This window comes from Agromyces sp. NSFZ (assembly GCF_056156205.1).
Genome location: NZ_CM149585.1, coordinates 1,164,208 through 1,188,335 on the forward strand (window position 1 = coordinate 1,164,208; position 24,128 = coordinate 1,188,335).

Annotated in this window: 18 protein-coding genes; 15 read left to right on the plus strand and 3 right to left on the minus strand. The window is 71.1% G+C overall.

From position 1 onward, the window contains the following. The first annotated feature begins 26 nt into the window (after positions 1 to 26). From ppsA to ACVFI9_RS05615, 10 genes are all read left to right on the plus strand, one after another. Complete coding sequence (gene ppsA / locus ACVFI9_RS05570; RefSeq protein ID WP_474765053.1) at positions 27 to 2,411, plus strand: phosphoenolpyruvate synthase; 2,385 nt, start codon at positions 27 to 29, stop codon at positions 2,409 to 2,411. Between the two features lie 416 nt (positions 2,412 to 2,827). Continuing rightward, a complete protein-coding gene (locus tag ACVFI9_RS05575) occupies positions 2,828 to 4,591 on the plus strand; it encodes an ABC-F family ATP-binding cassette domain-containing protein (RefSeq protein ID WP_474765054.1) in 1,764 nt (587 codons plus the stop codon). A gap of 267 nt (positions 4,592 to 4,858) precedes the next feature. Next, positions 4,859 to 6,970, plus strand: coding sequence for an intein-containing Rv2578c family radical SAM protein (locus ACVFI9_RS05580; protein ID WP_474765055.1), 2,112 nt, complete (start codon positions 4,859 to 4,861; stop codon positions 6,968 to 6,970). 102 nt (positions 6,971 to 7,072) lie between these two features. Further along, on the plus strand, positions 7,073 to 8,338 hold the full coding sequence (locus ACVFI9_RS05585) for a sensor histidine kinase (protein ID WP_474765056.1): 1,266 nt from the start codon (positions 7,073 to 7,075) through the stop codon (positions 8,336 to 8,338). 5 nt (positions 8,339 to 8,343) lie between these two features. Next, positions 8,344 to 9,474, plus strand: coding sequence for a hypothetical protein (locus ACVFI9_RS05590; RefSeq protein WP_474765057.1), 1,131 nt, complete (start codon positions 8,344 to 8,346; stop codon positions 9,472 to 9,474). Further along, a complete protein-coding gene (locus ACVFI9_RS05595) occupies positions 9,461 to 10,210 on the plus strand; it encodes a response regulator transcription factor (protein ID WP_474765058.1) in 750 nt (249 codons plus the stop codon). The genes ACVFI9_RS05590 and ACVFI9_RS05595 overlap by 14 nt, the downstream gene beginning before the upstream one ends. Continuing rightward, positions 10,211 to 10,825 carry a thymidine kinase gene (locus ACVFI9_RS05600; protein WP_474765059.1) on the plus strand — a complete coding sequence of 205 codons (615 nt, stop codon included), beginning with the start codon at positions 10,211 to 10,213 and terminating at the stop codon, positions 10,823 to 10,825. Between the two features lie 85 nt (positions 10,826 to 10,910). After that, the gene (locus tag ACVFI9_RS05605) at positions 10,911 to 12,026 is read left to right on the plus strand and encodes a heparan-alpha-glucosaminide N-acetyltransferase domain-containing protein (RefSeq protein WP_474765060.1); all 1,116 of its coding nucleotides are present in this window, start codon (positions 10,911 to 10,913) and stop codon (positions 12,024 to 12,026) included. A 79-nt stretch (positions 12,027 to 12,105) separates the two neighbouring features. Further along, the gene (locus ACVFI9_RS05610) at positions 12,106 to 13,650 is read left to right on the plus strand and encodes a sugar transferase (RefSeq protein ID WP_474765061.1); all 1,545 of its coding nucleotides are present in this window, start codon (positions 12,106 to 12,108) and stop codon (positions 13,648 to 13,650) included. Between the two features lie 36 nt (positions 13,651 to 13,686). Further along, on the plus strand, positions 13,687 to 15,474 hold the full coding sequence (locus tag ACVFI9_RS05615; RefSeq protein ID WP_474765062.1) for a DUF4012 domain-containing protein: 1,788 nt from the start codon (positions 13,687 to 13,689) through the stop codon (positions 15,472 to 15,474). On the opposite strand, the gene ACVFI9_RS05620 is transcribed toward ACVFI9_RS05615, so the two are convergent. Next, entirely contained in the window at positions 15,455 to 15,931 is a 477-nt protein-coding gene (locus ACVFI9_RS05620; RefSeq protein WP_474765063.1) for a GtrA family protein, read from the minus strand. The genes ACVFI9_RS05615 and ACVFI9_RS05620 overlap by 20 nt on opposite strands. Positions 15,932 to 15,994: 63 nt before the next feature. On the opposite strand from ACVFI9_RS05620, the gene ACVFI9_RS05625 reads away from it, so the two are divergent. Continuing rightward, positions 15,995 to 16,759 carry a glycosyltransferase family 2 protein gene (locus tag ACVFI9_RS05625; protein WP_474765064.1) on the plus strand — a complete coding sequence of 255 codons (765 nt, stop codon included), beginning with the start codon at positions 15,995 to 15,997 and terminating at the stop codon, positions 16,757 to 16,759. Positions 16,760 to 16,779: 20 nt separating this feature from the next. Then, on the plus strand, positions 16,780 to 18,300 hold the full coding sequence (locus ACVFI9_RS05630; protein ID WP_474765065.1) for a hypothetical protein: 1,521 nt from the start codon (positions 16,780 to 16,782) through the stop codon (positions 18,298 to 18,300). 41 nt (positions 18,301 to 18,341) lie between these two features. Here ACVFI9_RS05630 and ACVFI9_RS05635 read toward each other — a convergent pair whose 3' ends face one another. Beyond that, the gene (locus tag ACVFI9_RS05635; RefSeq protein WP_474765066.1) at positions 18,342 to 18,815 is read right to left on the minus strand and encodes a VanZ family protein; all 474 of its coding nucleotides are present in this window, start codon (positions 18,813 to 18,815) and stop codon (positions 18,342 to 18,344) included. Positions 18,816 to 18,969: 154 nt separating this feature from the next. On the opposite strand from ACVFI9_RS05635, the gene ACVFI9_RS05640 reads away from it, so the two are divergent. Further along, on the plus strand, positions 18,970 to 20,400 hold the full coding sequence (locus tag ACVFI9_RS05640) for an excalibur calcium-binding domain-containing protein (RefSeq protein ID WP_474765067.1): 1,431 nt from the start codon (positions 18,970 to 18,972) through the stop codon (positions 20,398 to 20,400). A gap of 37 nt (positions 20,401 to 20,437) precedes the next feature. Here the strand turns inward: ACVFI9_RS05640 and ACVFI9_RS05645 are convergent, their stop codons facing one another. Beyond that, entirely contained in the window at positions 20,438 to 20,869 is a 432-nt protein-coding gene (locus tag ACVFI9_RS05645; protein ID WP_474765068.1) for a hypothetical protein, read from the minus strand. Positions 20,870 to 20,932: 63 nt separating this feature from the next. Here ACVFI9_RS05645 and ACVFI9_RS05650 point away from each other — a divergent pair, with 63 nt between their 5' ends. Together ACVFI9_RS05650 and ACVFI9_RS05655 are read left to right on the plus strand one after the other, a co-directional pair. Further along, the gene (locus tag ACVFI9_RS05650) at positions 20,933 to 22,318 is read left to right on the plus strand and encodes a UDP-glucose dehydrogenase family protein (protein ID WP_474765069.1); all 1,386 of its coding nucleotides are present in this window, start codon (positions 20,933 to 20,935) and stop codon (positions 22,316 to 22,318) included. A gap of 136 nt (positions 22,319 to 22,454) precedes the next feature. Continuing rightward, positions 22,455 to 24,038: an HNH endonuclease signature motif containing protein gene (locus ACVFI9_RS05655; RefSeq protein WP_474765070.1), complete on the plus strand. Its 1,584-nt coding sequence runs from the start codon at positions 22,455 to 22,457 to the stop codon at positions 24,036 to 24,038. The last annotated feature ends 90 nt before the right edge of the window (positions 24,039 to 24,128 follow it).

Genomic DNA, 24,128 nt, shown 5'->3' on the forward strand with positions numbered 1-24,128 from the left:
CACAAGCACCGAGCGAGGTACCCCGAATGAGCAACATCCTCTGGTTCGACGAGATCGGAATGGGCGATCTCGCCCAGGTCGGCGGCAAGAACGCCTCACTGGGCGAGATGGTGTCGCACCTCTCCGACGCCGGCGTGCGGGTCCCGGGCGGCTTCGCCACGACGGCCGACGCGTACCGCTCCTTCCTCAGCGCCGAGGGTCTCTACGAGCGCATCAAGGCCGCGGTCGAGCGGCTCGACATCGACGACGTGGCCGAGCTCGCCCGCGTCGGTTCGTCGGTGCGGTCGTGGATCGAGGCGCAGCCGTTCCCCGACGACCTCGAGCGCGACATCCGCTCGGCGTACGCGAAGCTGCTCGAGAACGACCACGAGCCCGACGCGGTGACCTGGGCGGTGCGCTCCAGCGCCACCGCCGAGGACCTGCCCGACGCGAGCTTCGCCGGCCAGCAGGAGACGTTCCTCAACATCGGCGGCATCGACAACATCCTCGCCGCGATCCGCAGCGTCTTCGCGTCGCTCTACAACGACCGCGCGATCGCGTACCGCGTGCACCACGGCTTCGAGCACCACGACGTCGCCCTCTCGGCGGGCGTGCAGCGCATGGTGCGGTCGGATGTCGGCGCCTCCGGCGTGATGTTCACCGTCGACACCGAATCTGGCTTCGACCGGGCCGTGTTCGTGACGAGCTCGTACGGGCTCGGCGAGGCGGTCGTGCAGGGGGCCGTGAACCCCGACGAGTTCTACGTGTACAAGCCGGCGCTGCAGGCAGGTCGCCCGGCGATCCTGAAGCGGTCGGTCGGCGAGAAGGCGGTCGCGATGCGCTACACCGACGGCACCCACGTCGGTGGCAGCACGGTGTTCGGGGATGTCCCGCTCGAGGATCGTGCCCGCTTCAGCATCACCGACGAGGACGTCGAGGAGCTCGGCCGGCAGGCGCTCACGATCGAGGCGCACTACGGGCGGCCCATGGACATCGAGTGGGGCAAGGACGGCGTCGACGGCCGGCTGTACATCCTGCAGGCCCGCCCCGAGACCGTCGTGTCGCGCGCCGACGGCAACGTCATGCGCCGCTTCGTGCTCGACGAGCGTGGCGAGGTGCTCGCCGTCGGCCGCGCGATCGGGCAGAAGATCGGCGCCGGTCCGGTTCGGGTGCTCACGGATCTCGCCGGCATGGAGCAGTTCCAGGTCGGTGATGTGCTGGTCGCCGACATGACCGACCCCGACTGGGAGCCGATCATGAAGCGGGCCTCCGCGATCATCACGAACCGCGGCGGCCGCACCTGCCACGCCGCGATCATCGCGCGCGAGCTCGGCATCCCGGCGGTCGTCGGCACGGGCGACGCTACCCGCACACTCAGCGACGGCGTCGACGTGACGGTCTCGTGCGCCGAGGGCGACGAGGGCTTCGTCTACGCGGGCCGCCTCTCGTTCGAGGAGCAGGAGACCGCACTCGACCGGATGCCGCAGGCCCCCGTCAAGATCATGATGAACGTCGGCACGCCCGACCAGGCGTTCGCGTTCGCGAAGCTCCCGCACAAGGGCGTCGGTCTCGCGCGCCTCGAGTTCGTCATCAACCGGCAGATCGGCATCCACCCGCGCGCGCTGCTGGAGTTCGACACGCTGCCCGGCGACCTGAAGGAGGTCGTGGCCAAGCGCATCGCCGCTTACCCGTCGCCGCGCGACTACTTCGTGAAGCGCGTGGCCGAAGGCGTCTCGATGATCGCCGCGGCCTTCGCACCAGAGCCGGTGATCGTGCGTCTCAGCGACTTCAAGTCGAACGAATACGCGAACCTCATCGGCGGCGAGCGCTACGAGCCGCACGAGGAGAACCCGATGATCGGCGACCGCGGGGCATCGCGGTACATCTCGGCGGACTTCCGCGAGTGCTTCGACATGGAGTGCGAGGCGCTGCGGTACGTCCGCGACGAGATGGGCCTCGCGAACGTGCAGATCATGGTGCCGTTCGTGCGCACCGTCGGCGAGGGCAAGGCGGTCGTCGACCTGCTCGCCGAGAACGGACTGCGCCGCGGCGAGAACGACCTCAAGGTCATCATGATGTGCGAGGTGCCGTCGAACGCGCTGCTCGCCGACGAGTTCCTCGAGCACTTCGACGGGTTCTCGATCGGGTCCAACGACATGACGCAGCTCACGCTCGGCCTCGACCGGGACTCGTCGCTCGTCGCCGACACCTTCGACGAGCGCGACCCCGCCGTGCTGAAGGTGCTCGCGATGGCGATCGAGGCCTGCCGGCGCCACGGCAAGTACGTCGGCATCTGCGGCCAGGGCCCGAGCGACCACCCCGACCTGGCCGATTGGCTCGTCGAGCAGGGCATCGAGTCGGTGTCGCTGAACCCCGACACCGTCGTCGAGACCTGGCTGCGGCTCGCGAAGCTCGCCCCCGTGCCGGCCTGAGCGCCGGCGCGCGGTTCGGCGGCGGCGGCCCGTCGTCGCGACGGCGGCTCGAGCTCGGGCCGCCGCTGCGAGCTCGGGCCGCCGGGGCATGCCGCCGCGGCATCCGCTGGCCCGTGAATGCTTGCCATCACGCGCGGAGGTCTGCTACCGTCGACCCCGCTATGAAGTGAGCACATCCCATCGTCCCGCGCCTGAGGCGCCGTTGACGTCGGGTGTGCTCGTTCCGCACTGATCGCGACAGTGTCGCGTGCACCCGCGATGTGACGGCGAATGCCCGGCGGGACCCACCATCCGCTTCCGGGTCGCCGACCGCGCCGCCATGCCGCGTGCGCGCCGTTCGGTGCATCGACCGTGCCTGCGCGCCCTCGTCGGCGACGGCCGGCGACCCGGGAGCATTCGCGAACGGACGTTCCCGCATGGCTGTACACGTTTCCCATTCCCTGCACCTCCACGCCGACGGGCTCTCGGCCGCCTACGCCGACCGCCGCATCTTCGCCGACCTCGGGTTCTCCGTCGCCCCGGGGCAGCGGGTCGGGCTCATCGGCGACAACGGCGTCGGCAAGTCGACGCTGCTCCGGCTCCTCGGGGGCACGAGCGGTGGTGCGGATGCCCCGGCTCCACCGCTCGGCGATCCCCTCGCCGAGGGGCGCATCAGCCGTCCGGTCCGCACCGGCCTGCTCGCGCAGGAACTGCCGTTCCACGCGCGTGACGCGGTCGGCGAGGTCCTCGAGGACGCGCTGGCCGAGGTCCGCGCGATCGAGTGCGAGCTCGACGCGGCATCCGCGGCCCTCGCCGTCGCCGAGAGTGATCCCGAGGTCGAGGCGTCCGAGCGGCGCTACGCCGACGCCCTCGACGCCGCCGAGCGCGCCGACGTGTGGGCGGCGGAGGCACGCCGCGACGAGCTGCTCGAGGGTCTCGGCATCGCGAGCATCGGCCTCGATCGTCGCATCGGCGAGATCTCGGGCGGGCAACGCAGTCGGTTCGCCCTTGCGGCACTGCTGCTCCGGGCACCCGATGCGCTGCTCCTCGACGAGCCCACGAATCACCTGGATGACGCTGCCGCCGCGTTCCTCGAGGAGCGCCTGCGCGCCTGGCGCGGACCCGTGCTCTTCGCGAGCCACGACCGCGAGTTCCTCGATCGCGTCGCCACGGGACTCCTCGACCTCGATCCTGCGCGTGCGGGCGCGGTCGCGCTCGTCGGGTCGGCGCGCGATGACGTGCTGGCGGCATCCGGTGGCACCGTGTTCGGCGGCGGCTTCAGCGAGTTCCTCGCCGTCAAGGCGGCCGAGCGCGAGCGCTGGCGCCGCCAGTACGACGCCGAGCAGGTGGAGCTCGCCCGGCTCCGCGAGAGCGTGGGCGGGGCGGCGCGTCGGGTCGCGCACGGCAGGGCCGCGACCGACAACGACAAGTTCCTCAAGCACTTCAAGCGCGGCAATGTCGAGCAGGCGGTGTCGCGCCGGGTGCGCAACGCCGAGCAGCGCCTCGAGACGCTCGAGCGGGAGCAGGTGGCGAAGCCGCCGGTTCCGCTCGCCTTCGCGGGCATCCCGTCGGGTTCGCACGCGCTCGAGGAGGCATCCGGACTGCTGCTGCAGGTGTCGGATGTCGCGGTCGACGGCCGCCTCGAGCTCGGCGAGCTGGCCGTGGCGCCGCTCACGCGGCTGCTCGTGACCGGTGCGAACGGTGCGGGCAAGTCGACGCTGCTCGGCGTGCTCGCCGGGACGCTCGCGGTCGACCGCGGCATGGTACACCGGCGTCGGGGCCTGCGCGTGCAGTTGCTCGAGCAGGACGTGCGGTTCGCGGAGCCGGATGCCTCGCCGCGACGCCTCTACGAGCGCGTGCTCGGTGCGCGGCGCGCCGAGCAGGTGCCGCTCTGGAGCCTCGGGCTCGTCGGCCGGCGCGATGAGAACCGGCCCGTCGGGTCGCTCTCGGTGGGGCAGCAGCGGCGGCTCGCGCTCGCGCTCGTGATCGCGAGGCCCCCGCACGTGTTCCTCCTCGACGAGCCGACGAACCACCTCTCGCTCGCGCTCGCGACCGACCTCGAGGAGGCGCTCGGCTCGTACCCGGGCGCGGTGGTCATCGCGAGCCACGACCGGTGGCTGCGGCGGCGCTGGGCGGGGGAGCGGCTCGAGCTCGAGGCGGGGCGGCGCGCGGATGCGCCGGAGCCGGCAGTGGCCGGGTGACCGGCCGCGGGGCGGCTTCGCCCTTGCGCGAGATGTCGCCGTGAGCTCTTGTGAGTTTCGCCTCATTTGAGGCGGCCTCGACACGATCGGATGAGAACACCTTCACGGTGGGTCGCTCTCCGCGGCGGCGGCGGCCGCCCGTCGCGGCGGCGGCCCGAACTCGGGCCGCCGCCGCGAGCCCGGGCCGCGACTGGCCCGGCGACCCGGGCGGGCGCCACGCCGGGGCATCCGCTTGCCCCACCTTCGAACATGTGTTCGAATGGGCAGATGCGATGGAGTGGACAGGAGCTCGGCGTCGAGGAGGTCGACGCGCTGCCCGGGCTCGCGAAGCTGAACAATCTCGTGCGCTCGGTGCAGACCCCCGACTTCGCGGGCGTCACGTTCCACGAGGTGCTCGCGAAGTCGGCGCTCAACAAGGTCCCGGGCCAGTCGATGGTGCCGTTCGGCTGGACCATCAACCCGTATCGGGGCTGCAGTCATGCATGCGTGTACTGCATAGATCCCGAAACGGTGATCACGATGGGCGACGGCCGCGAGAAGCCCCTGTGGAGGGTCGAGGTGGGCGATGAGGTGCTGGGAACCCGGGTTGAGGGGCGCTACCGTCGATACGCTCCAGCCAAGGTCCTCGCGAAGTGGACCTCCCCGAAGCGCGCGTACCGCGTCACGCTTGCCGATGGCACGACGCTCGTCGCGAGCGGCGATCATCGGTTTCTCACGGAACGTGGCTGGAAGCACGTCACCGGATCGATGTCTGGGCCTGGGCAGCGTCCGTACTTGACGACTGGGAACTCGTTGATGGGGTTCGGTCGTGGGGGAGCGGCACGCCAGATCTCCGTGCTGTCCGACGATTACGCCCTTGGCTATCTGACGGGCATGATCCGCGGCGACGGTCTCATGTTCACGCGTGAGTACGCACGGCCGCGCGGCGGCTCATATGTCCATCGCCAGTTCCGCCTCGCACTCGCGGATCTGGAGGCGCTCGCTCGTACGCGGCTCTATCTGGAGATGTTCGGGATAACGACGAACTCGTTTCAGTTCTCCCGTGCCAGCGTGAATCGACGTGCGATGCAGGGCATCAGAACCGCAACACGAGCGCATTTCGAAACGATTGCGAACCTGATCGCGTGGCCCACGCGCCAGACGGATGAGTGGGCGGCCGGTTACCTCGGAGGCATCTTCGACGCTGAGGGGTCGTGCAGTCGAGGCATCCTCCGTATCTCGAACAAGAACGAGTCGATCCTCGATGCCATCGAAGAAAGCCTCCGGCGGTTCAGACTCTCCTCCGCGCGTGAGCCCGTCCGGGCGAATGGCGTCGCCACCGTTCGCCTGACCGGTGGACTGCCGAGTCGCACCCGATTCTTCGCCCTCGCGCAGCCCGCGATCGTCAGGAAACTCGCGATCGCCGGAGCCGCAGTGAAAACGCACGCCGATCTCCGCGTCGTCGCGATCGAAGACCTCGGCGAGGTCATGGACATGATGGACATCACGACCACCACCGGGGATTTCATCGCGAACGGCGTCGTGAGCCACAACTGCTTCGCTCGCCCCACCCACACCTACCTCGACCTCGACGCCGGTGACGACTTCGACCGCCAGATCATCGTGAAGGTCAACGTGGCCGACGTGCTGCGCACCGAGCTGGCGAAGCCGGCCTGGCGGCACGAGCACGTGGCGCTCGGCACGAACACCGACCCCTACCAGCGCGCCGAGGGCCGCTACACGCTCATGCCGGGCATCATCGACGCGCTCACCGACAGCGGCACGCCGTTCAGCATCCTGACGAAGGGCACGCTGCTTCGCCGCGACCTCCCGCAGCTGGCGGATGCCGCGAAGCGGGTGCCGGTCGACCTCGCCATGTCGATCGCGGTGTACGACCACGACCTGCAGCAGTCGGTCGAGCCCGGAACGCCGAGCACGAAGGCGAGGCTCGCGACCGTGACCGCGGTGCGCGACGCCGGGCTCGACTGCGCGGTGTTCATGATGCCGATCCTCCCGTACCTCACCGACACGCGAGCGCACCTCGACGAGGCGCTTCGGCAGGCCGAGGCCGCCGGTGCGACGAGCGTGCTCTACACGGCGCTGCACCTCAAGCCCGGGGTGAAGCCGTGGTTCATGGAGTGGCTCGAACGCGAACACCCCGAACTCGTGCCCAAGTACCGGTCGATGTACTACGGCAGGAACGCCTACGCCCCCAAGGAGTACCGACGGTGGCTCGCGCAGCGGATGCATCCGCTCATCCGAGCGCACGGGCTGCAGCCGGGGCGCGAGGACCCGGTGACGGGCGGCGTCCGGTCGTCGGCGCCGTCGACGTCGTGGCGGGGCGCCTCCAATCTCCCCGACGCGCTCGGACTCCCGCCCGATCCGTCGGCGCTGTTCTGAGTCGAACCGACTCGAGACCCCCTCGACATCGCGGAACTGCGATAATCCGCTGAAGGCCGAGGGGCACCCGACCACCCCCTGCCGTGCGAGTGGAGGACCACGATGACGCTGGGGTTGCCCGGACACCTCGCGCGCGATTCGCTCAGCCGTGCGCTCGCGCACGGAGGCCACTGCGCGGCGTGGGTGTGCCTGGCGATCGCCGTCGTGGTCGGCGTCATCGGCGCAACGGTCGAAGGCAACCCCGCCGGCTGGATCACCGCAGCGCTCTCGGCGCTGCTCGCCGGCATCCTCGTGCTCGTCGCGCGGTACCCGACCGTGACGCTCACCCTCATCTACCTCGCCGCCGGAACCGGTACGGTGCTGGCCCTCACCGTGATCGTGATGGACCCCGCCTACGGCGTGAGCTCCACCGACAACGTAGTGCTCGCGCTGCCGCGGATCGCCCTGCTCCTCGTCGGCGGCGCCGGTGCCGGGTCCGTGCTCGCGATCACCTGGGGCGTGCTCGGATACGGGCTGGGCGAGGCGGCCGCCTTCCTCGGGGCCGCGCTCGTCGGCGCGGTGTGGACGCCCAACGTCGCCGCGGTGACCGCGCTCGCGATGCTCATCGTCGCCCGCGGTTTCGACGGGCTCGGCCGGCGCACCGATGCCCGGCGCGAGACCGGGCTGCACCGGGCGAGCCAGCACACCCGCGAACTCGCCATCCGACACGACTACGAACTGCGTGCGACCGCCCGACTGCACGACACGGCGCTCAGCCATCTGATCGCCATCGCCGCGGCCGGCTCGGGGCCCGTCGACGAGCGACTGCGCCTCGGCATCCGGCAGGATCTCGGGCTCATCGTGGGCCGTGACTGGGCGATCGACCACAGCGCGCCCGACCGGCCTCCGGCGAGCTCCCGGCCTCCGTCGAGCTCCGCCTCCGCCACGGCACGCCGTGACGAATCGGGCGCCGCGGGCCACGGGGCATCCGCCACCGCCGAACCGCCCACGCTCGAGGCGTCGTTCGCCGCGGCCGAGCACACCGGACTCGATGTGCAGGTGAGCGGCGACCTCGGGGTGCTCGCGCTGCTCGGGCCTCGTCGGGCCGCGGCGCTCGACGGAGCCGTCGCACAGTGCCTCGTCAACGTCGCGCGACACGCTGGCGTGGGCGAGGCCGAGGTGGCGATCGGGTTCGGCGGCGGCGAGGTGACCGTCGCGGTGATGGACAGCGGAGTCGGATTCGACGAAGACGAGGTGCCTGCCGACCGCATCGGGCTCCGCACCTCGATCCGGGCTCGCATCGAGCAGGAGGACGGCACCGTGCGCCTGTGGTCGACCAAGGGCGTCGGCACCACCGTCGTCATGACCGTGCCCGAGGGCGGCGAATGATCCGGATGCGCCTGACCCAGCAGGAGGCCGACCCGCTCGGCGGCATCACCGCCGCGCCCCTCGTCGCGATCGGGGCCGCGCTCGGGTTCGGCGTCTCGGTCGCGCTCACGTGGGCGCATCGCGAGGAGATCGTGCGCCCGCTGGGGGCCGTGATCGCCGTCGCCCTCGTCGGCGCCGCCTGCCTCGTGGCGGCGGTCTCGGTCGTGCCGTCGCGAGCGCCGTTCCGGGCCGAACGGCTGTGGCTCATCGTCGCGCTCGCCGTCGCCGCCGCCGTCGCCGAGTACATCAGCACCATCGGCGCCAACCGGTCGCTGTACGACGACTTCGGGCCACTCGTCGTCGGCATCCTGATCCTCTGTCTGGCCCCGTACTGCACCTGGTTCTCGCTCCTGCTCGCGGGCATCCTGTCGGCGGCGGTGCTTTCGCTCCTGGTCGCCGGGTCGGCATCGAGCATCGCCGTGCATGTCCCGGTCGCCTCGCTCGTCGCCCTGAACTCGGCCGCGGTGCTCGCGCTCGCCGCCGCGGCCGCGGGCTACTCGTACGCGATCGTCGACGAGACGCTCGCCTGGCAGCGGTCGGCCAACCGGGCCGCGCTGCAGCGCGACGCGGAGCTCCGCGCCGGCATCGCACGATCGGTGCAGCAGAGCCGGGTCTCGGTGCTCGGTCGCGAGGTGCTGCCGTTCCTCGCCGGGGTCATGACCGCCGACCGGATCTCGGTGGCCGATGCCGACCGCGCCCGCGACCTCGCCGAGACGCTGCGGCACGCCCTGAAAGCGGGCATCGAGTCCACCTGGCTCGACGAGCTCGCCGGAGACCTGCAGCTCGGCCGCGGCATCCCCGTCGTGGTCGACGACCCGGCGGCGGCGGCGAACGGGCTCAACGACGACCAGCGTTCGGCGCTCACCGCGCTGCTCGTGTGGCTCGCCGACGCCGATCGGTCGTCGGGGATCCGAATGGAACTCCGCGCCGATGCCGACGGCTCCGACATCGCCATCATCACCGAGCACGGTTCGTCGCCGCCGAGCCGTCGTGAGCTCGACCGCTTCACCGCGGTGGCGCGGGCGATGGCGATGAGCGCGGAGGCCACGCTGACGGGAGAGAATGTGAAGGTGGAGTTGCGTCATGTCGTCGAGTGAGTTGCCGACCACGGCCGTGACGCCGGTTCCGGATGCCCCGGCCGACCCGGATGCCCCGGCCGACCCGGTCGCGTCGCAACCCGTGCTGCGGCTCGCCCTCCTCGACGACCACCGGCTCATCGTCGACGGACTCGCCACCTGGTTCGCCGACCACGAACCCGACTTCGAGGTCGCCGTGCGCGCGACGTCGTGGATGGACCTCATCCGCGACCCCGCATTCCCCGTCGACCTCGTGCTCATGGACCTCCAGCTCGGCGACGACGTCTCGATCGAGTCCCGCATCCGTGCCTGCCGGGCGGCGGGGGCGAAGGTCATCGTCGTGACGGCGATCGACGACGAGGAGTCCCGAGCGCGGTGCCTCGCCGCGGGTGCCGCGGGTTTCGTGCCCAAGACGCTGCCGGCGGGCAGGCTCGCCGACCTGGCGCGGCGCGTGGCCCGCGGGGAGCGGCTGCGGGGACATCCGTCGTCCGCAAGCGCTCGTCGAGAGGCCGGGGCGGCGGCGCAGCCTGCGAACGAGCCGGGCTCGGCGCACCTCAGCGCCGCCGAGGAGCGCGCCCTGCGCCTGTACGCGCAGGGGTACTCGACCCTCGAGGTGGCCGAGCGCATGGACGTCGGCTACGAGACGGCGAAGACGTACCTGCGGCGGGTGCGCGAGAAGTATGCACGTGTCGGCCGGCCGGCGAGCCGGAAGGCCGACCTGATCCGCCGTGCGGCGGAGGACGGATTCCTCGAGTAGATGGCGAAGCTGTACTTCCGTTACGGGGCGATGAACTCCGGCAAGTCGACGGCGTTGCTCCAGGCGGCGTTCAATTACGAGGAACGCGGCCATCAGGTGCTGCTCGCCAAGCCGGCGGTCGACGCGAAGGGCGACCGCAGCATCGTGTCCAGGCTCGGCATGGCTCGCGACGTCGACTTCATGATCGAGCGCGACGCGAGTGCGCTCGAGCGGTTCCAGACTCATCGCTCGCGCGTCATCGAGGCGACGGGCCGCGACGTGAGCTGCCTGCTCGTCGACGAGGCGCAGTTCCTCACCGCCGACCAGGTCGACGACCTGCTGCGGATCACGCTCATGGACGACATCCCCGTGATCACCTATGGCATCCGCACCGACTTCCAGACGGTCGCGTTCCCCGGTAGCCGGCGGCTCCTCGAGGTGTCGCACAGCGTCGAGGAGTTGAAGACGATCTGCCGGTGCGGCCGTAAGGCGATCTTCAACGCGCGCCTCGTCGACGGCCGGTTCGTCTTCGACGGCGACCAGGTCGCGATCGACGGCGAGGAGGTCACCTACGAATCGCTCTGCGGCGTGTGCTACCTCGAGGAGAGCGGCGGCGTGCTGAACGGCCGCCACTGAGCGGTGCTGCCGTGCCGACGTCGGTGACGGTCGACGCCGACGGATGCCACTGACACGCGCCGCTCGAGGTGCGAGCATTGGCAGCATGACGGTCGTCGCGCAGCCGATGCCACGCCGCGTCGCCGGCGTCGACGCGGCACGCGGATGGGCGCTGATCGGCATGTTCGTGGCGCACGTCTCGCCCGCGGTCGCGAATCCCGAGGTGACCGAGTTCATCGCCCTCGCCGACGAACGGCCGCGCCTGCTCTTCGCTCTCACGGCGGGCATGGGGCTCGGCTTCATCTCGGGCGGCGTGCACCCCGTCTCCACGGGCCGTGGTGAGCTGCGACGGCAGATCGCGATCCGCGCAGTCATCCTCATCGTGCTCGGCATGTTCATCTGGTTCACGCTCGACCCGCTCGTGTTCATCATCCTCGACGTCTACGGCGTCGCGTTCCTCGTGCTGCTGCCGATGCTGTTCCTTCCGCCGCGGGTCGCGCTCGGCCTCGGCGTCGCGCTGCTCGCGGTGGCGCCCGCGCTCACGGCGATCGGCGCCCGCACCGAGTTCGTCACGGCGATGCTCGAGACCCCGTTGAAGTTCCTCGCCGACTGGGCGGTCGCGGGCGCGTACCCGGTGGCCATCTGGGTCGCCGTGATGCTCATCGGGCTGGCGCTCGCGCGAATGGACCTCGGGTCGCCGCGGGTGGTCGCGGTGATCGCGCTCGCGGGCACCGCGGCGGCATCCGTGTTCCTGCCGCTGGCCGCGCAGCTGCCCGCGCCCGAACTCGTCAGCGAGGCCGAGTGGTCGGTGCCGGTGCGCGCCTCGCTCGAGGCGCTCGGCAACGTCGGCGTGGGGGCCCTCGTGGTGGCGGCGATGCTCGGGCTTACCGCGTTCGCGCGACCGGGCGTCCGGCGCGTCGCGTCGACGCTGCTGTCGCCGATCATCGCCATGGGCTCGATGCCGCTGACCATCTACACGCTGCACCTCGTCGTGCTGGGGCTCGCGATCCGCGAGGAGAACGGGGTGGTCACGGATGACTCGTGGGCGCTGCTCATCGCCCTCGTCGTCGGTTCGATGCTGTTCGCGTGGCTGTGGCGGCGCTACCTGGGCCGCGGCCCGCTGGAGCGCGTGCTGCGGTGGGCGAGCGGACGCGGTCGCGCCGACGCCGAGCCGGCGGCGACGCCCCGTGGAGCGGCGGATTCGGCCGCCGACCGGAACTGAGGACCCCTCAGGACCCCATTTCGGGGGACAGATCGCAACTGGGCCTCCTCCGAGGGCCCCGAGCGAGGTAGCCTAGCGCATGGCTCGTCGCCCGAACGGCGAGTCATTTTGGGGGCTCGCCGACCCGAGGGGCGGGCAGTCGGAGGTGATCATGACCCTGACGCGATCGTCGATCGACTCGCCGTCTGCGGTCGTCGCCGCGTGGCAGCGTGCGTACGCGGCGCGCCTGCTCGTCACCGATGTCGTCGTCATCGTCGTCGCGGTCTACGCGTCGCAGTTCATCCGGTTCGGCACGAGCGGCGCCAAGCTGCGTATCCCCGGCGAAGACGGCGGGGTCGTCGAGCTGAGCTACCTGCTGGTGTCGGCGCTGCTCTCGCTCAGCTGGGTGCTCGCGCTTGCGATCTTCGCCACCCGCGACCGCACCATCATCGGCGCCGGCTCGACGGAGTACAAGCGCATCACGGATGCCACGATCCGCGTGTTCGTCGTGCTGACGCTCGCCGCGTTCCTGCTGCAGTCCGAGGTCGGTCGTGGATACCTGCTCGTCGCGCTCCCGCTCGGGCTCGGCCTCCTGCTGCTCTCCCGCTGGATGTGGCGCAAGTGGCTCCTCCGACGTCGGGCGGCGGGCGACTTCTGCCACCGCGCGGTCCTCATGGGCGAGCGGCAGAAGTGCGTGCATGTCGCCGAACAGATGTTGCGCGACACCGCCTCGGGCATCACCATCGTGGGCGCCATCACCGAGGGCGATTCGAGCGACTCGGATCTCGCGCCCGGCATCCCCGTGCTCGGCGACCACGGCAGCGTGAGGCGCGTGCTCGAGGAGGCCCGCGCCGACACCCTGGTCTTCACGGGCGCCGACACCATCGATCCCCGTGCCATGCGGAAGCTCGGCTGGGAGCTGGAAGCCAGCTCGACGACCCTGATCGTGGCACCGGCGCTGACGGATGTCGCGGGCCCGCGCATCCACGCACGACCCGTGGCCGGGCTCCCGCTGATCCAGGTCGACTATCCGACCTTCACCGGGCGCAAGCACGCCCTGAAGCGGGCCTTCGACGTGCTGGTCGCGTTCATCGCACTCGTCGTGCTGAGTCCGGTCTTCCTCGTGATCGCCTTCCTCGTGCGACGCGACAGCCCGGGGCCGGCCCTGTACATGCAGGAGCGCGTCGGACTCAACGGCGAGCGATTCCACATGCTGAAGTTCCGTTCGATGGTCGTCGACGCCGAGTCGCAGTTGACGTCGCTGCTCGACCGTTCCGACGGCAACGGCGTGCTGTTCAAGCTGAAGTCCGACCCGCGGGTCACCCGCATCGGCGCGTTCCTCCGGCGGTACAGCCTCGACGAGCTTCCGCAACTCGTCAACGTGCTGGTCGGCGACATGTCCCTCGTGGGTCCGCGTCCGCCCCTGGCGTCCGAGGTGGAGCGGTACGACGAGTGGACGCATCGCCGTCTCCTCGTCCGACCGGGCATCACGGGCCTGTGGCAGACGCAGGGTCGCTCCGACCTCTCGTGGGAGGACAGCGTGCGGCTCGACCTCTACTACGTGGAGAACTGGTCGCTGACCGGCGACATCATCATCCTGTATCGCACCATCCGCGCGGTGAGCCGGGCGAGCGGTGCGTATTGAGATGACCGTGCAGCGCCGCACCGTACGATGGCTTGCGTGAGCACGCAGGCCCCGAAGACCAAGCGACCCCTCGTCCGCAGTGCACGACTGTGGGTGCCGGTCGGCATCCTGCTCGCGCTCATCATCGGCGGCGTGGGGTTGGTCGTGGTCGGCAACATCCTCGCCGAGCGCGCATTCGCCGCGAGGGATTCCCTCGAGGCGGCCATTCCGCTCGCGGAGCGCACCCAAGACCTCATCGCCGCCGGTGACACCGAGGGCGCCAAGGCCGCAGCCGCCGAGTTGGGCGTCCACGCCGCGGAGGCTCGTGCCCAGACGGAGGGCCGCCTCTGGCGTGCCGTGGAGTGGGTGCCGGTCGCCGGTCCGAACCTCCACGCGGTCCGGGTCGCCTCGGCAGCGGTGGACGATCTCGTGAACGGTGCCGTCGTGCCGGCGACGGCGCTCAGCCTCGACGCCCTGAAGCCCAAGGATGGCGCGATCGACGTCGCGGCCGTCCAGCAGCTCGCGACGATCGTCGAGGACGCATCGAACACCGTGCAGCAGGTCAGCACCGACCTCGACACGATCGATCGCGGGGCGCTCATCGAGCAGGTGGAGTCGGGCATCGTCCGGCTCGACGACGCCGTCGCGAAGATCGAACCCGCGCTCACCGCCGCCGACACGACACTGCAACTGCTGCCCGGCGCGCTCGGAGCCGAGGGCCCGCGCAACTACCTCATGCTGTTCCAGAACAACGCCGAGGCGCGCGGCGCCGGTGGGAACCCGGCGTCGATTCTGCTCGTCAACGTCACCGACGGCAGGATCACCATCGCCCAGCAGGCCTCGAGCACCGACTTCCAGAACGCCCGTCCGACTCCGGTCGCCGAGCTCGATCCCGAGACCGTCGCGCTCTATGGCGACAAGGTCGGCCGCTACATGCAGGACATCATGCTCACGCCGAACTTCACGGAGTCGGCCGACATCATGCGGGCCTGGTGGGCGGAGTCGTTCGGCACGCCGATCGATGCCGTCGTCTCCTTCGACCCCGTCGCGCTCGGTTACCTGCTCGGTGCGACCGGTCCGGTCACACTGCCCAGCGGTGAGCAGCTCACGGCCGACAACGCCGCCTCCGAGGTGCTCAACCGGGTCTACTTCCGGTACGACGAGCCCGAAGACCAGGACGCGTACTTCGCCTCCGTCGCCGCATCGGTGTTCCAGGTCGTGAGTTCGGGGGCCGGCGATTCCCGGGCACTCGTCGAGGCGCTCGTTCGTGCGGTCGACGAGGGGCGTCTCATGTACGCGCCGTCCGACCCTGAGGAAGCGGAGTACATCGCCGGCACCCGCATCGCGGGCATGCCTCCGGTCGACAACGTCGAGCGCACGGCCGTCGGCGTGTACGTCGACGACATCACCGAGGGCAAGCTCGACTACTACGCGAAGCTCGGCATCGAGGCGACCTCCGATCAGTGCACGGCGGAGGCGCCGACCGTCACCACGACCGCGACGTTCAGTTCCACCCTCGACCAGGGCGCGGTCGACGATCTCGCCGAGTACATCTCGCCCGCCCGGTTCTTCCCCAAGGGCTGGATCAGCACCGATCTCGTGCTCTATGGTCCGGTCGGCTCGACCTTCGTGTCGGCGACCGTCGATGGCGCGGCGGCAGCTCCGGCGGTGTTCCCGCACCTCGGTCGGCCCGCCGTCAAGGTCAATATCGTCAACCCTCCCGGCACCAGCCACACGGTCGTGGCGACGTTCGCCGGCGCGGCCGGAACCTACGGGCCGCTCGAGGTGTGGCACACGCCGATGGTGCAACCCACCGACGTGACCGTCACGACTCCGGGGTGCTGACCGACGACGGCTCCGCCTCACGCGGTGTCGTGCGGAAGACGACCGTGTGGTAGAGCCAGAAGCGAACGAGCACCACGATCACGATGCTGACCAGGTTCACGCCGTTCACGATGAACGGCCCCGCGGGTCGATCGAGGATGAGTTCGGCCGCCTCGACACCGGCCCAGACGATCGCAGCGCCGAGCGCGGTGCAGACCGCGTTCACGATCACGAAGAGGACGACCTCGGCCACCCGACCGCGTCGGTCGCGATGACGGAAGGTCCACTCGCGATTGCCGAAGTAGGCGTTCACGAGTGCGACCAGCGAGGCGACCACCTTCGCGGCGACCACATCCCACCCGAAGGCGAGGAAGAGCAGGTTGAACACCGCGATCTCGATGATCGTGCTGATGGCGCCCACGGTGAGGAACCGGGCCCCGAGCCCGGCAAGACGACGCCAGCGGGCTCGTTTCGACATCTCGACTACGCTACTACTCGGATCTGTGTGAACCCGCACACGGACAGCTGCTTGGGAGTCGGCGTGAGCATCGATCACCTCGCCGTCGTCATGCCGGCGTACAACGAAGCGGCGGGCATCACCGGCTTCATCCGCGAGGTGCACGCCAGCCTCTCCCCGCTCGCGAAGCGCCTCGACATCGTCATCATGAACGACCGGTCGACGGATGCCACCGCCGACGTTCTCGCCGCACTCGGCCATGAGCTCCCGGATGTCACGGCCATCACGGCCGACGTGAACCGCGGACATGGGCCCACCGCCCTCGCCGCCTATCGCGCCGGCCTCGAGCGGCATCCCGATCTCGTGCTGCACGTCGACGGCGACGGGCAGTTCAGCGGCGACGACCTCGCCCGGGTCGTGTCGGCCGCGGTCGCGACCGGCGCCGAGGTGGTGCACGGCGTGCGAACGGGTCGCACGGATCCGTGGTTCCGGCGGGCGCTCACCGCGTGCGTCGGGGTCATCGTCGCTCTCGTCGCGGGGCGCCGCATCCCCGACGTCAACACGCCGCTCCGCGCCTATCGCCCGGCGGTGCTCGAGGAGCTCCTGGCGGCCGTGCCGTCGGGCGCACAGATCCCTCATGTGCACTTCTCCCTCGCCGAGGTCCGGCACGGGTACGACGTCCGCTACGTGCGGGTGCGAAGCCAGCCGCGTCGCGGCGGCGATGAACAGGGCACCATGTGGGGGGTCGAGTCTCGTCGCGTCCCCCTCCTGCCGCCGAAGCGCCTGCGGGCGTTCACCCGCACGGCGGCCGCTGAACTGTGGCACGTGTCGCTCAAGCCGGGTCGGTAGGCATGTCCGGGTCGGGAGGCATGTCCGGGGTCGCGGTGCGTGGTCGGGGCATCCGCCCGCTCGACGTCGTCTTCTGGCTCGCGGTGGCCGGCGTCGCGGTCGCGAACCTCCTGGTCCTCGTGCCGGCGTTCACGACGGTCCGGCTCTGGGAGGACGAGGCGTTCAACCTCACCGTGCCGCTCAACCTGATTCGCGGGCTCGGGTACACGAGCGACGGCACCCTCTCGGGCAGCGAGCTGACGCCGTTCGACCCGCGCATCTCGACGGGCCCCGTGATGCTGCTGCCGACCACCCTGTTGATCGCACTCGGTGTCGACCCGGTGATCGCCGGGAGGCTGGTGGCGGGGGTGGGCTACTCCGTGCTGCTCGCCGGCCTCTGGGTACTCGGTCGACGACTGGGCGGGCGCTGGACTGCGCTCGTCGCGGCGGCATTGCCCCTCGCGTATGCGGCCGATCTGCCGCCCTCGCCCATCCAGTCCCCGTACGACCTCCTCGGCGAGGTGACGGCGGCCGGCCTGCTCGCCGCCGGCCTGGTCGCGCTGCACCGGCGGCCCTGGCTCGCAGGGCTGATGGTCGGTCTCGCCGTGCAGGTCAAGTTCGTGTCGCTGTTGGCGCTACCCGCGTTCGCCCTCGTCGCACTGCTCGATGCGCCCGGCCCCGGTCTCGCTCGACGCCTCCGGGTGACGCTTCCGCGCGTACTCGTCGCGGCCGCCTGCGTCGCGGCCCCGACGATCGCGTTCGAGGCCTGGAAGCTCGTGGCGCTGGGGCCGGTCGGATACGTCGAGAACCTCAAGGAGTTCGCGGGCTTCCTGCTCTCGGGTGGGCAGTCGGGCTATCGCGTGCCGCCGCTCGAGAAGCTCACCGCGCTGCTGGGCGCCTGGCATCTGCCCTGGTGGCTGGTCGGCGTCGCGATCGTCGTCGGCCTGGCGTTCGCGGTGGTCGGTGCGCTGGCCGTGCGGCGGCAGCCGGCGGCGCTCGCGACCGCGGGCGCGCGCTCGGAGGTGCGCGAGTTCGTGGTGATCGCGGCGGCGGCGGCCATCGGGCTCCTGACCTACCTCGCCTGGTGGATGGTCTCGTCGCACACGCCGGTCTGGCTGCGGCATCCGGCGCCTGGCGTGCTCGCGTTCCTGCCCGTGGTGATCGCCGCCTCCATCGTGCTCGCGCGGGTGGCGCTGCAGCGGTGGGATGTCTCGCGGCCGGCCGTGACCCGGATCCTGGGCGCAGTGCTCGGGGTGACGGGCCTCGCGCTGCTCACGGCGTCGCTCGTCGGGCGAGTTGTCGCATTCCCGTACACCACGTGGGAGACCCTCGGCGGCCAGCGTGACGCGGCCGCGCAGATCGCCGAGCTCGGGTACGACCGGTTGGCGAGCCCATGGGGTGGCCCGGTGAGCGTCATCGTGATGTCGGGCGCGCACTCCGGTCTCATCGACGCGGTCGACGCGGTCGAGGGCGATCCGCGCGTGTGGGCGGGGGAGCCCCCGCCCGACTGCGACGTGCTCCTCGAGGCGTCCGGCTACGCCGTCTGTGCGCCGCCGGAGTGAACTCGTGTAACCGAGGGCGCGTGGGGCCGGAACAGGCGGAATCAAGCGGCCGCGTAGACCTCACCGCTGGCTCGAGTTCGCGACATCCGCCACCCGAGCACGACGACGCGGCCGACCGCCACGCCTGCGGTGTTCGCGACGACGTCGGAAGCTGCCGGCACCCGCGACGGGATGCCGAGCTGCACCAGCTCGATCGCGATGCTGACGAGGCATCCGATGCCGATCACCGCCCACGGTGACCACCGCGGCGCCGCCACCGAGACCAGCAGCCCGAAGGGCACGAACAGCGCGATGTTCGCGAGGAACTCGAACACGATGGCGGCCCCCTCACGGGACGCGCCCCACGCTGCGACGAGGTCGGCGGCCAAGCCGACGAGGCCGGTCACCCGGCCGGCCTCGCGCGCAGGAAGGAACACGATCAGGGCGAGTGCGACGAGGTACGGAGCGAGCATGACGCGCGCGGCCGCACGGGCGCGCACAGCGCGAGGGCGTGGCGCTGCGGCATCCGTCGTCATCGACTCAGCGTAGCGGGCGGACCGGAGCACACCGCGGTACGACCGCGGTGACCGAGGTTGCAGTGCAGTGGCACCAGAACGCGGGTGGCCGATCGGTCATCGGCGGCCTGCCGGCGTCCCTAGGCTCGTGAGTCGAGCCCGACGAAGGAGACAGATGTCCGACGCCCCTACCGCACCCGCCGGATGGTATCCCGACACCGAGCATCCCGGGGGACTGCGGTACTGGGACGGGTCGGTCTGGACCGAGCATCGGGCGGCGGCCACCGGGCAGACGCCGCAGGCCGAGCGGATGCCGCGAGCCGACGCGGTTGCCCCCGTCGACGCTGCCGGCCGCACAGTGAGGGTCGGCAGCTACCTCGGCTCGTTCTCCAAGACGAGCTGGATCATCATGGCCGTTCTCGGGTTCGTGGTCGTCGTGATGTTCGCTGCCAACGGGTTCGGCGGCGGGCTCGGAGCGATCGGTCTGATCGCGTTGATCACCGGCGCCTACGCACTGATCACGAAGCGGCCGTCGTGGGCGAAGATCTCCGGACGCAAGAACGCGGCCGGTGTGCTCGCCGGCGGACTCGTCGCGACGCTGGTCGGGACGTCGGTGTCGGCGGCGACCCGCGGAGACGTCGAGGTCACGGCCGCGATCCCGACCGAGACGGCAACGCCGTCCCGTTCGAAGCCGACCCCGACGCCCATGCCGACCGGCGAGCCGGACGCACCCGCCACGGTGACCACCGCAGCCGGCGCCCCATCGGTGCGCATCGCCGACAGCTCCGTCACCCAGATGCCGGCGATCGAGCTGCTCGAGACGCTTCCGGTGAAAGGACGAGCGCCCAAGACCGGGTACGACCGCAAGGCGATGTTCGGCACGGCGTGGCTCGACGTCGACCGGAACGGCTGCGACACCCGCAACGACATCCTCGCCCGCGACCTCGAGCCCGAGGTCACGTCCGGTCCCTGCAAGGTCACCTCGGGGGCGCTCGCCGACCCGTACACGGGTGACACGATCGACTTCGTGCGCGGCAACACCACCTCCCTGGACGTGCAGATCGACCACGTCGTTTCGCTCATGAACGCGTGGGAGACCGGCGCGCAGCAGCTCACCCAGGCGCAGCGCGTGAGCCTCGCGAACGACCCGATCAACCTCTACGCCGTCGACGGCCCCACCAACATCCAGAAGGCCGCCGGTGACGCGGCGACCTGGCTGCCGCCCAAGCGCGACTTCTGGTGCACGTACGTTGCGCACCAGATCTCGGTGAAGGCGACCTACGGCCTCTGGGTCACCGTGCCCGAGCGCGATGCCATGGTGCGGATCCTCGAGAAGTGCCCCGGTCAGCCGAGCGTCACCTCTGCATTCGCGCCGGCACCTGCGCCCGTGGCTGAGCCGGAGTCGGAGCCTGCGCCCGCACCGGCGCCTGCGCCTGCGCCGGCCCCCGCACCCGCTCCTGCCCCGGCCCCGGAGCCCGCTCCCGCCCCGGTGTACTACGAGAACTGCGACGCCGTGCGGGCTGCTGGCGCGGCGCCGATCCACGCCGGCGATCCCGGATACTCGGGCAAGCTCGACCGCGACGGCGACGGAGTCGCCTGCGAATAGCGCGTGCCGGCGCGCATGCCTGTGGCTGCGGCATCCGTCATCGTCTCAACGGAGTGGGCGGTGCCGCCCAGTAGCCGACCACTGCGCCCGCCAGCGCACCGACGACGTTGAGCGTCAGGTCGACCGGCGAGGGGGAGTGGTCCGCCATCCACCACGACGGGGCGAACTCGACGAGCGCGCAGGCGCCCAGCAGCAGGGGAACGGCGAGCAGCGACATCCGTCGACCGAACGCCACCACCACGAGGATGCCGAGCGGCGCGAAGAACACCGCGTGCGAGGCGTACTCGACGACCTCGTAGGTGATCCAGCCCGCGAGCCCATGGCTGCGCAGGTGGGCGAGTATGCCGCGTACCCACGGCGTGAACCCCTCGTCGATCGGACGCGGCACCAGGGCGAAGATCGCGCCCAGCGCGGCGTAGATCGCGAGCACGAGCAGCGCCCAGCGACGGCCTCGATCGGGGGGAGTCATCCCCTCAGCCTAGGAGCGGCGGGTGCGACAGAATGGACCGGAGTGTCTGAACGAAGGGTCCCCATGCGCATCTCAGTGATCGGCTGCGGCTACCTCGGCGCCGTGCACGCCTCGGCCATGGCCGAGCTCGGCCACCAGGTCGTCGGCATCGACGTCGACGCGGGCAAGATCGCCGCGCTCGCCGCAGGCAGGCCTCCGTTCTTCGAGCCCGGGCTCGCCGAGATCCTCACCTCGGCGACCGCCAGCGGCAGGCTTCGGTTCAGCACCGACATCGCGGATGCCGCGAGCGCCGACGTGCATTTCCTCGCCGTCGGCACGCCCCAGGCGGCCGGCACCGGCGCCGCCGACCTCAGCTACGTCGACGCCGCGTTCGAATCCCTGCTCCCGCACCTCGCCGACGGCGCGCTGGTCGTCGGCAAGAGCACGGTGCCGGTGGGCACTGCTGCGCGGCTCGCGGCTCGGCTGGCAGCGGATGCCTCGCACGCGCGCCTCGCGTGGAACCCCGAGTTCCTCCGTGAGGGCTTCGCCGTGAAGGACACGCTCGAGCCCGACCGGCTCGTCTACGGCGTCGGCGGGGCCGGCGGCGCTGGCGGCGCTGGCGTCGGCGGCGCCGGCGGCGCTGGGGGTTCCGGGGGTGCCGACGGTGCCGACGCAGACGACCGGCACGCGGCATCCGTGCTCGACCAGGTCTACCGCGCCGCGATCGAGGCCGGCACGCCGCGAATCGTGACCGACTACGCCACCGCCGAGCTCGTGAAGGTGGCCGCCAACGCATTCCTCGCCACGAAGATCAGCTTCATCAACGCGATGTCGGAGCTCGCGGATGCCACGGGCGCGGATGTCACGGCGCTCGCCGACGCCATCGGACACGACGCGCGCATCGGCCGTCGCTTCCTCAACGCCGGTGTCGGATTCGGCGGCGGCTGCCTGCCGAAGGACATCCGCGCCTTCACCGCGCACGCCGAGGAGCTGGGCCGCGGCGACTCGGTCGCCTTCCTGAAAGAGGTCGACGCGATCAACCTCCGGCAGCGGCAGCGGGTCGTCGACCTGGCCGTCGCCGCCCTCGACGGGTCGGTGTACGAGCGCAAGATCGCGGTGCTCGGCGTGACGTTCAAGCCCGAGTCCGACGACGTGCGCGACTCGCCCGCGCTCGACGTCGCGGTGCAGCTCAAGGGGCTCGGGGCGCGCGTCATCGCCACCGACCCCGAGGGCATCGAGAACGCGCGGGTGAGGCATCCGCAGCTCGAGTACACGACCTCGACGAACGAGGCGTTGCGTGGGGCCGACCTCGTGGTGCTCGTCACCGAGTGGCGGGAGTACCGCGCGCTCGACCCCGCGCAGGTCGGGCGGCTCGTCGCGGGGCGCCGCATCATCGACGGGCGCAACGTGCTCGATCCTGCCGCGTGGCGCGTGGCCGGCTGGGAGTACAAGGGGCTCGGGCGACCGTAGCGCGGGTCACGCTTCCGCGCTTCCGCGCTTCCGCGCTTCTCGGCGGGGTCTCGGCGCGGTCTCGGCGCGTCTGGGGAGTTCTCCACAGTTGCTGGGAATTCGAACATATGTTCGAAGGATCTGCGAGAATGGAGGCATGCCAGAAGCCCCCGCAGCGCTCGGCGAACTGCTCGCCGAGGTCGACGCGCTCGTCGACGCGTGGGCTGCGGCGTCGACCCTGGCGTCGACGGATGCCGCGGCCGACGTGCTGTCGATGACCGATGCCGGCCTCCTCATGGTCACCGAAGCGCTGGCCGGGTTGTCGAAGCGCGTCGACGCGCTCACCGTGCGGTGCGCGGCGGGTCTTGCTCGCCGCTCGCCGAGCGAGGCCGGCAACGACGGGCTGGCACGCCGCACCGGGCACTCCACGCCTGCCGGTCTCATCGCCGCCGTGAAGGGCGGGCGCTACTCCGAGGCGGTCAAGCTCATCGCCGTCGGCGAGGCCACCGAGCCGCGCGCCGCGTTCACGGGCGAGCTGCTGCCGCCGCGGTTCGCCCACGTCGCGGCAGGGGTCGCGGCGGGTCGGCTCGGCGTCGAGGCCGCGGCCGTCATCACCTCGTTCCTCGCGCGGGTGTCGATTCGCGCCTCGGCTGAGGATGTCGCGTGGTCCGAGGCCCTGCTCGTCGAGCGAGCCCCCGTGGTCGGCGTCGACGGGCTCAACCGCCTCATCAAGCAGCTCGAGGCCAGGCTCGATCCCGACGGCGTGCGACCCCGCGAAGACGAACTCCACGGCCAGCGCACCCTGCGCATCTGGGAAGACGGCGCCGGCATGATCAACCTCCGCGGCCGGTTCGACCCGATCACCGGCGCGCCCATCAAGGTCGCCGTCGAGTCACTCGTCGGTGCCGAACTCCACCGGGCACGTGACGCGCGTCCGGCATTCGGTGCTGCCCGCGAGGGCGCGTCGGGCACTGTGCCCACGTCCGCCGACGGCGCTGATTCCGGCGACGGCGCTGATTCCGACGACGGCGCTGCTCCCGGCGACGGCGCTGCTCCCGGCGACCGGCCCGACGCGACCACCGATGCCGCGATGTCCGAGCAGCGCACCATCGAGCAGATGAACGCCGACGCGCTCGCCGACATCGCCCGGCTCGCCATCTCGTCGGCCGATGCGTCGCTGCCGGCGCTCGCGTTCGCGACCGTCGTCGCTCGCATCGACCACGACGCGCTCCGCTCCGGGCTCGGTCACGCCTCGATCGACGGCATCGACCAGCCCGTCAGCGCCGCCGCGGCACGCCAGCTCGCGGCATCCGCCGGCATCATCCCGATGGTCTGCGGCGGCGACGGCGAGGTGCTCGACCTCGGCAGGGGCAAGCGGCTGTTCTCGAAGGCGCAGCGGCTCGCGCTCGCCGAACGAGACGGCGGGTGTGCCCACCCCGGGTGCCGCCGGCCGATCGCCCACACCCAAGCGCACCACATCAGGTGGTGGAAGCGCCATCGCGGACGCACCGACCTCGACAACGGAGTCCTGCTCTGCGCATTTCACCATGGGCTGCTCCATCGCAACGGTTGGGGCATCGAGATCCGCGACAATCGGGCGTGGTTCATCCCGCCGCCGCACATCGACCCCCAGCAGCGTCCGCGCGCCGGCAACCGATCGCCGCATCTCGAGCTTGGCGGTGCTCGCAGCGGCGCCGGCGACGGCGCGTGGAGTCCGCCCCTTGCCGTGTCTGCCGCCTGATCGGCGCGCGCTGCCCGTGCGGGCGCGCTGCCCGTGCGGGCGCGCTGCCTGAGCGGTGCGCCGCCTGTCGGCGAGCCCGCCTGATCGGGG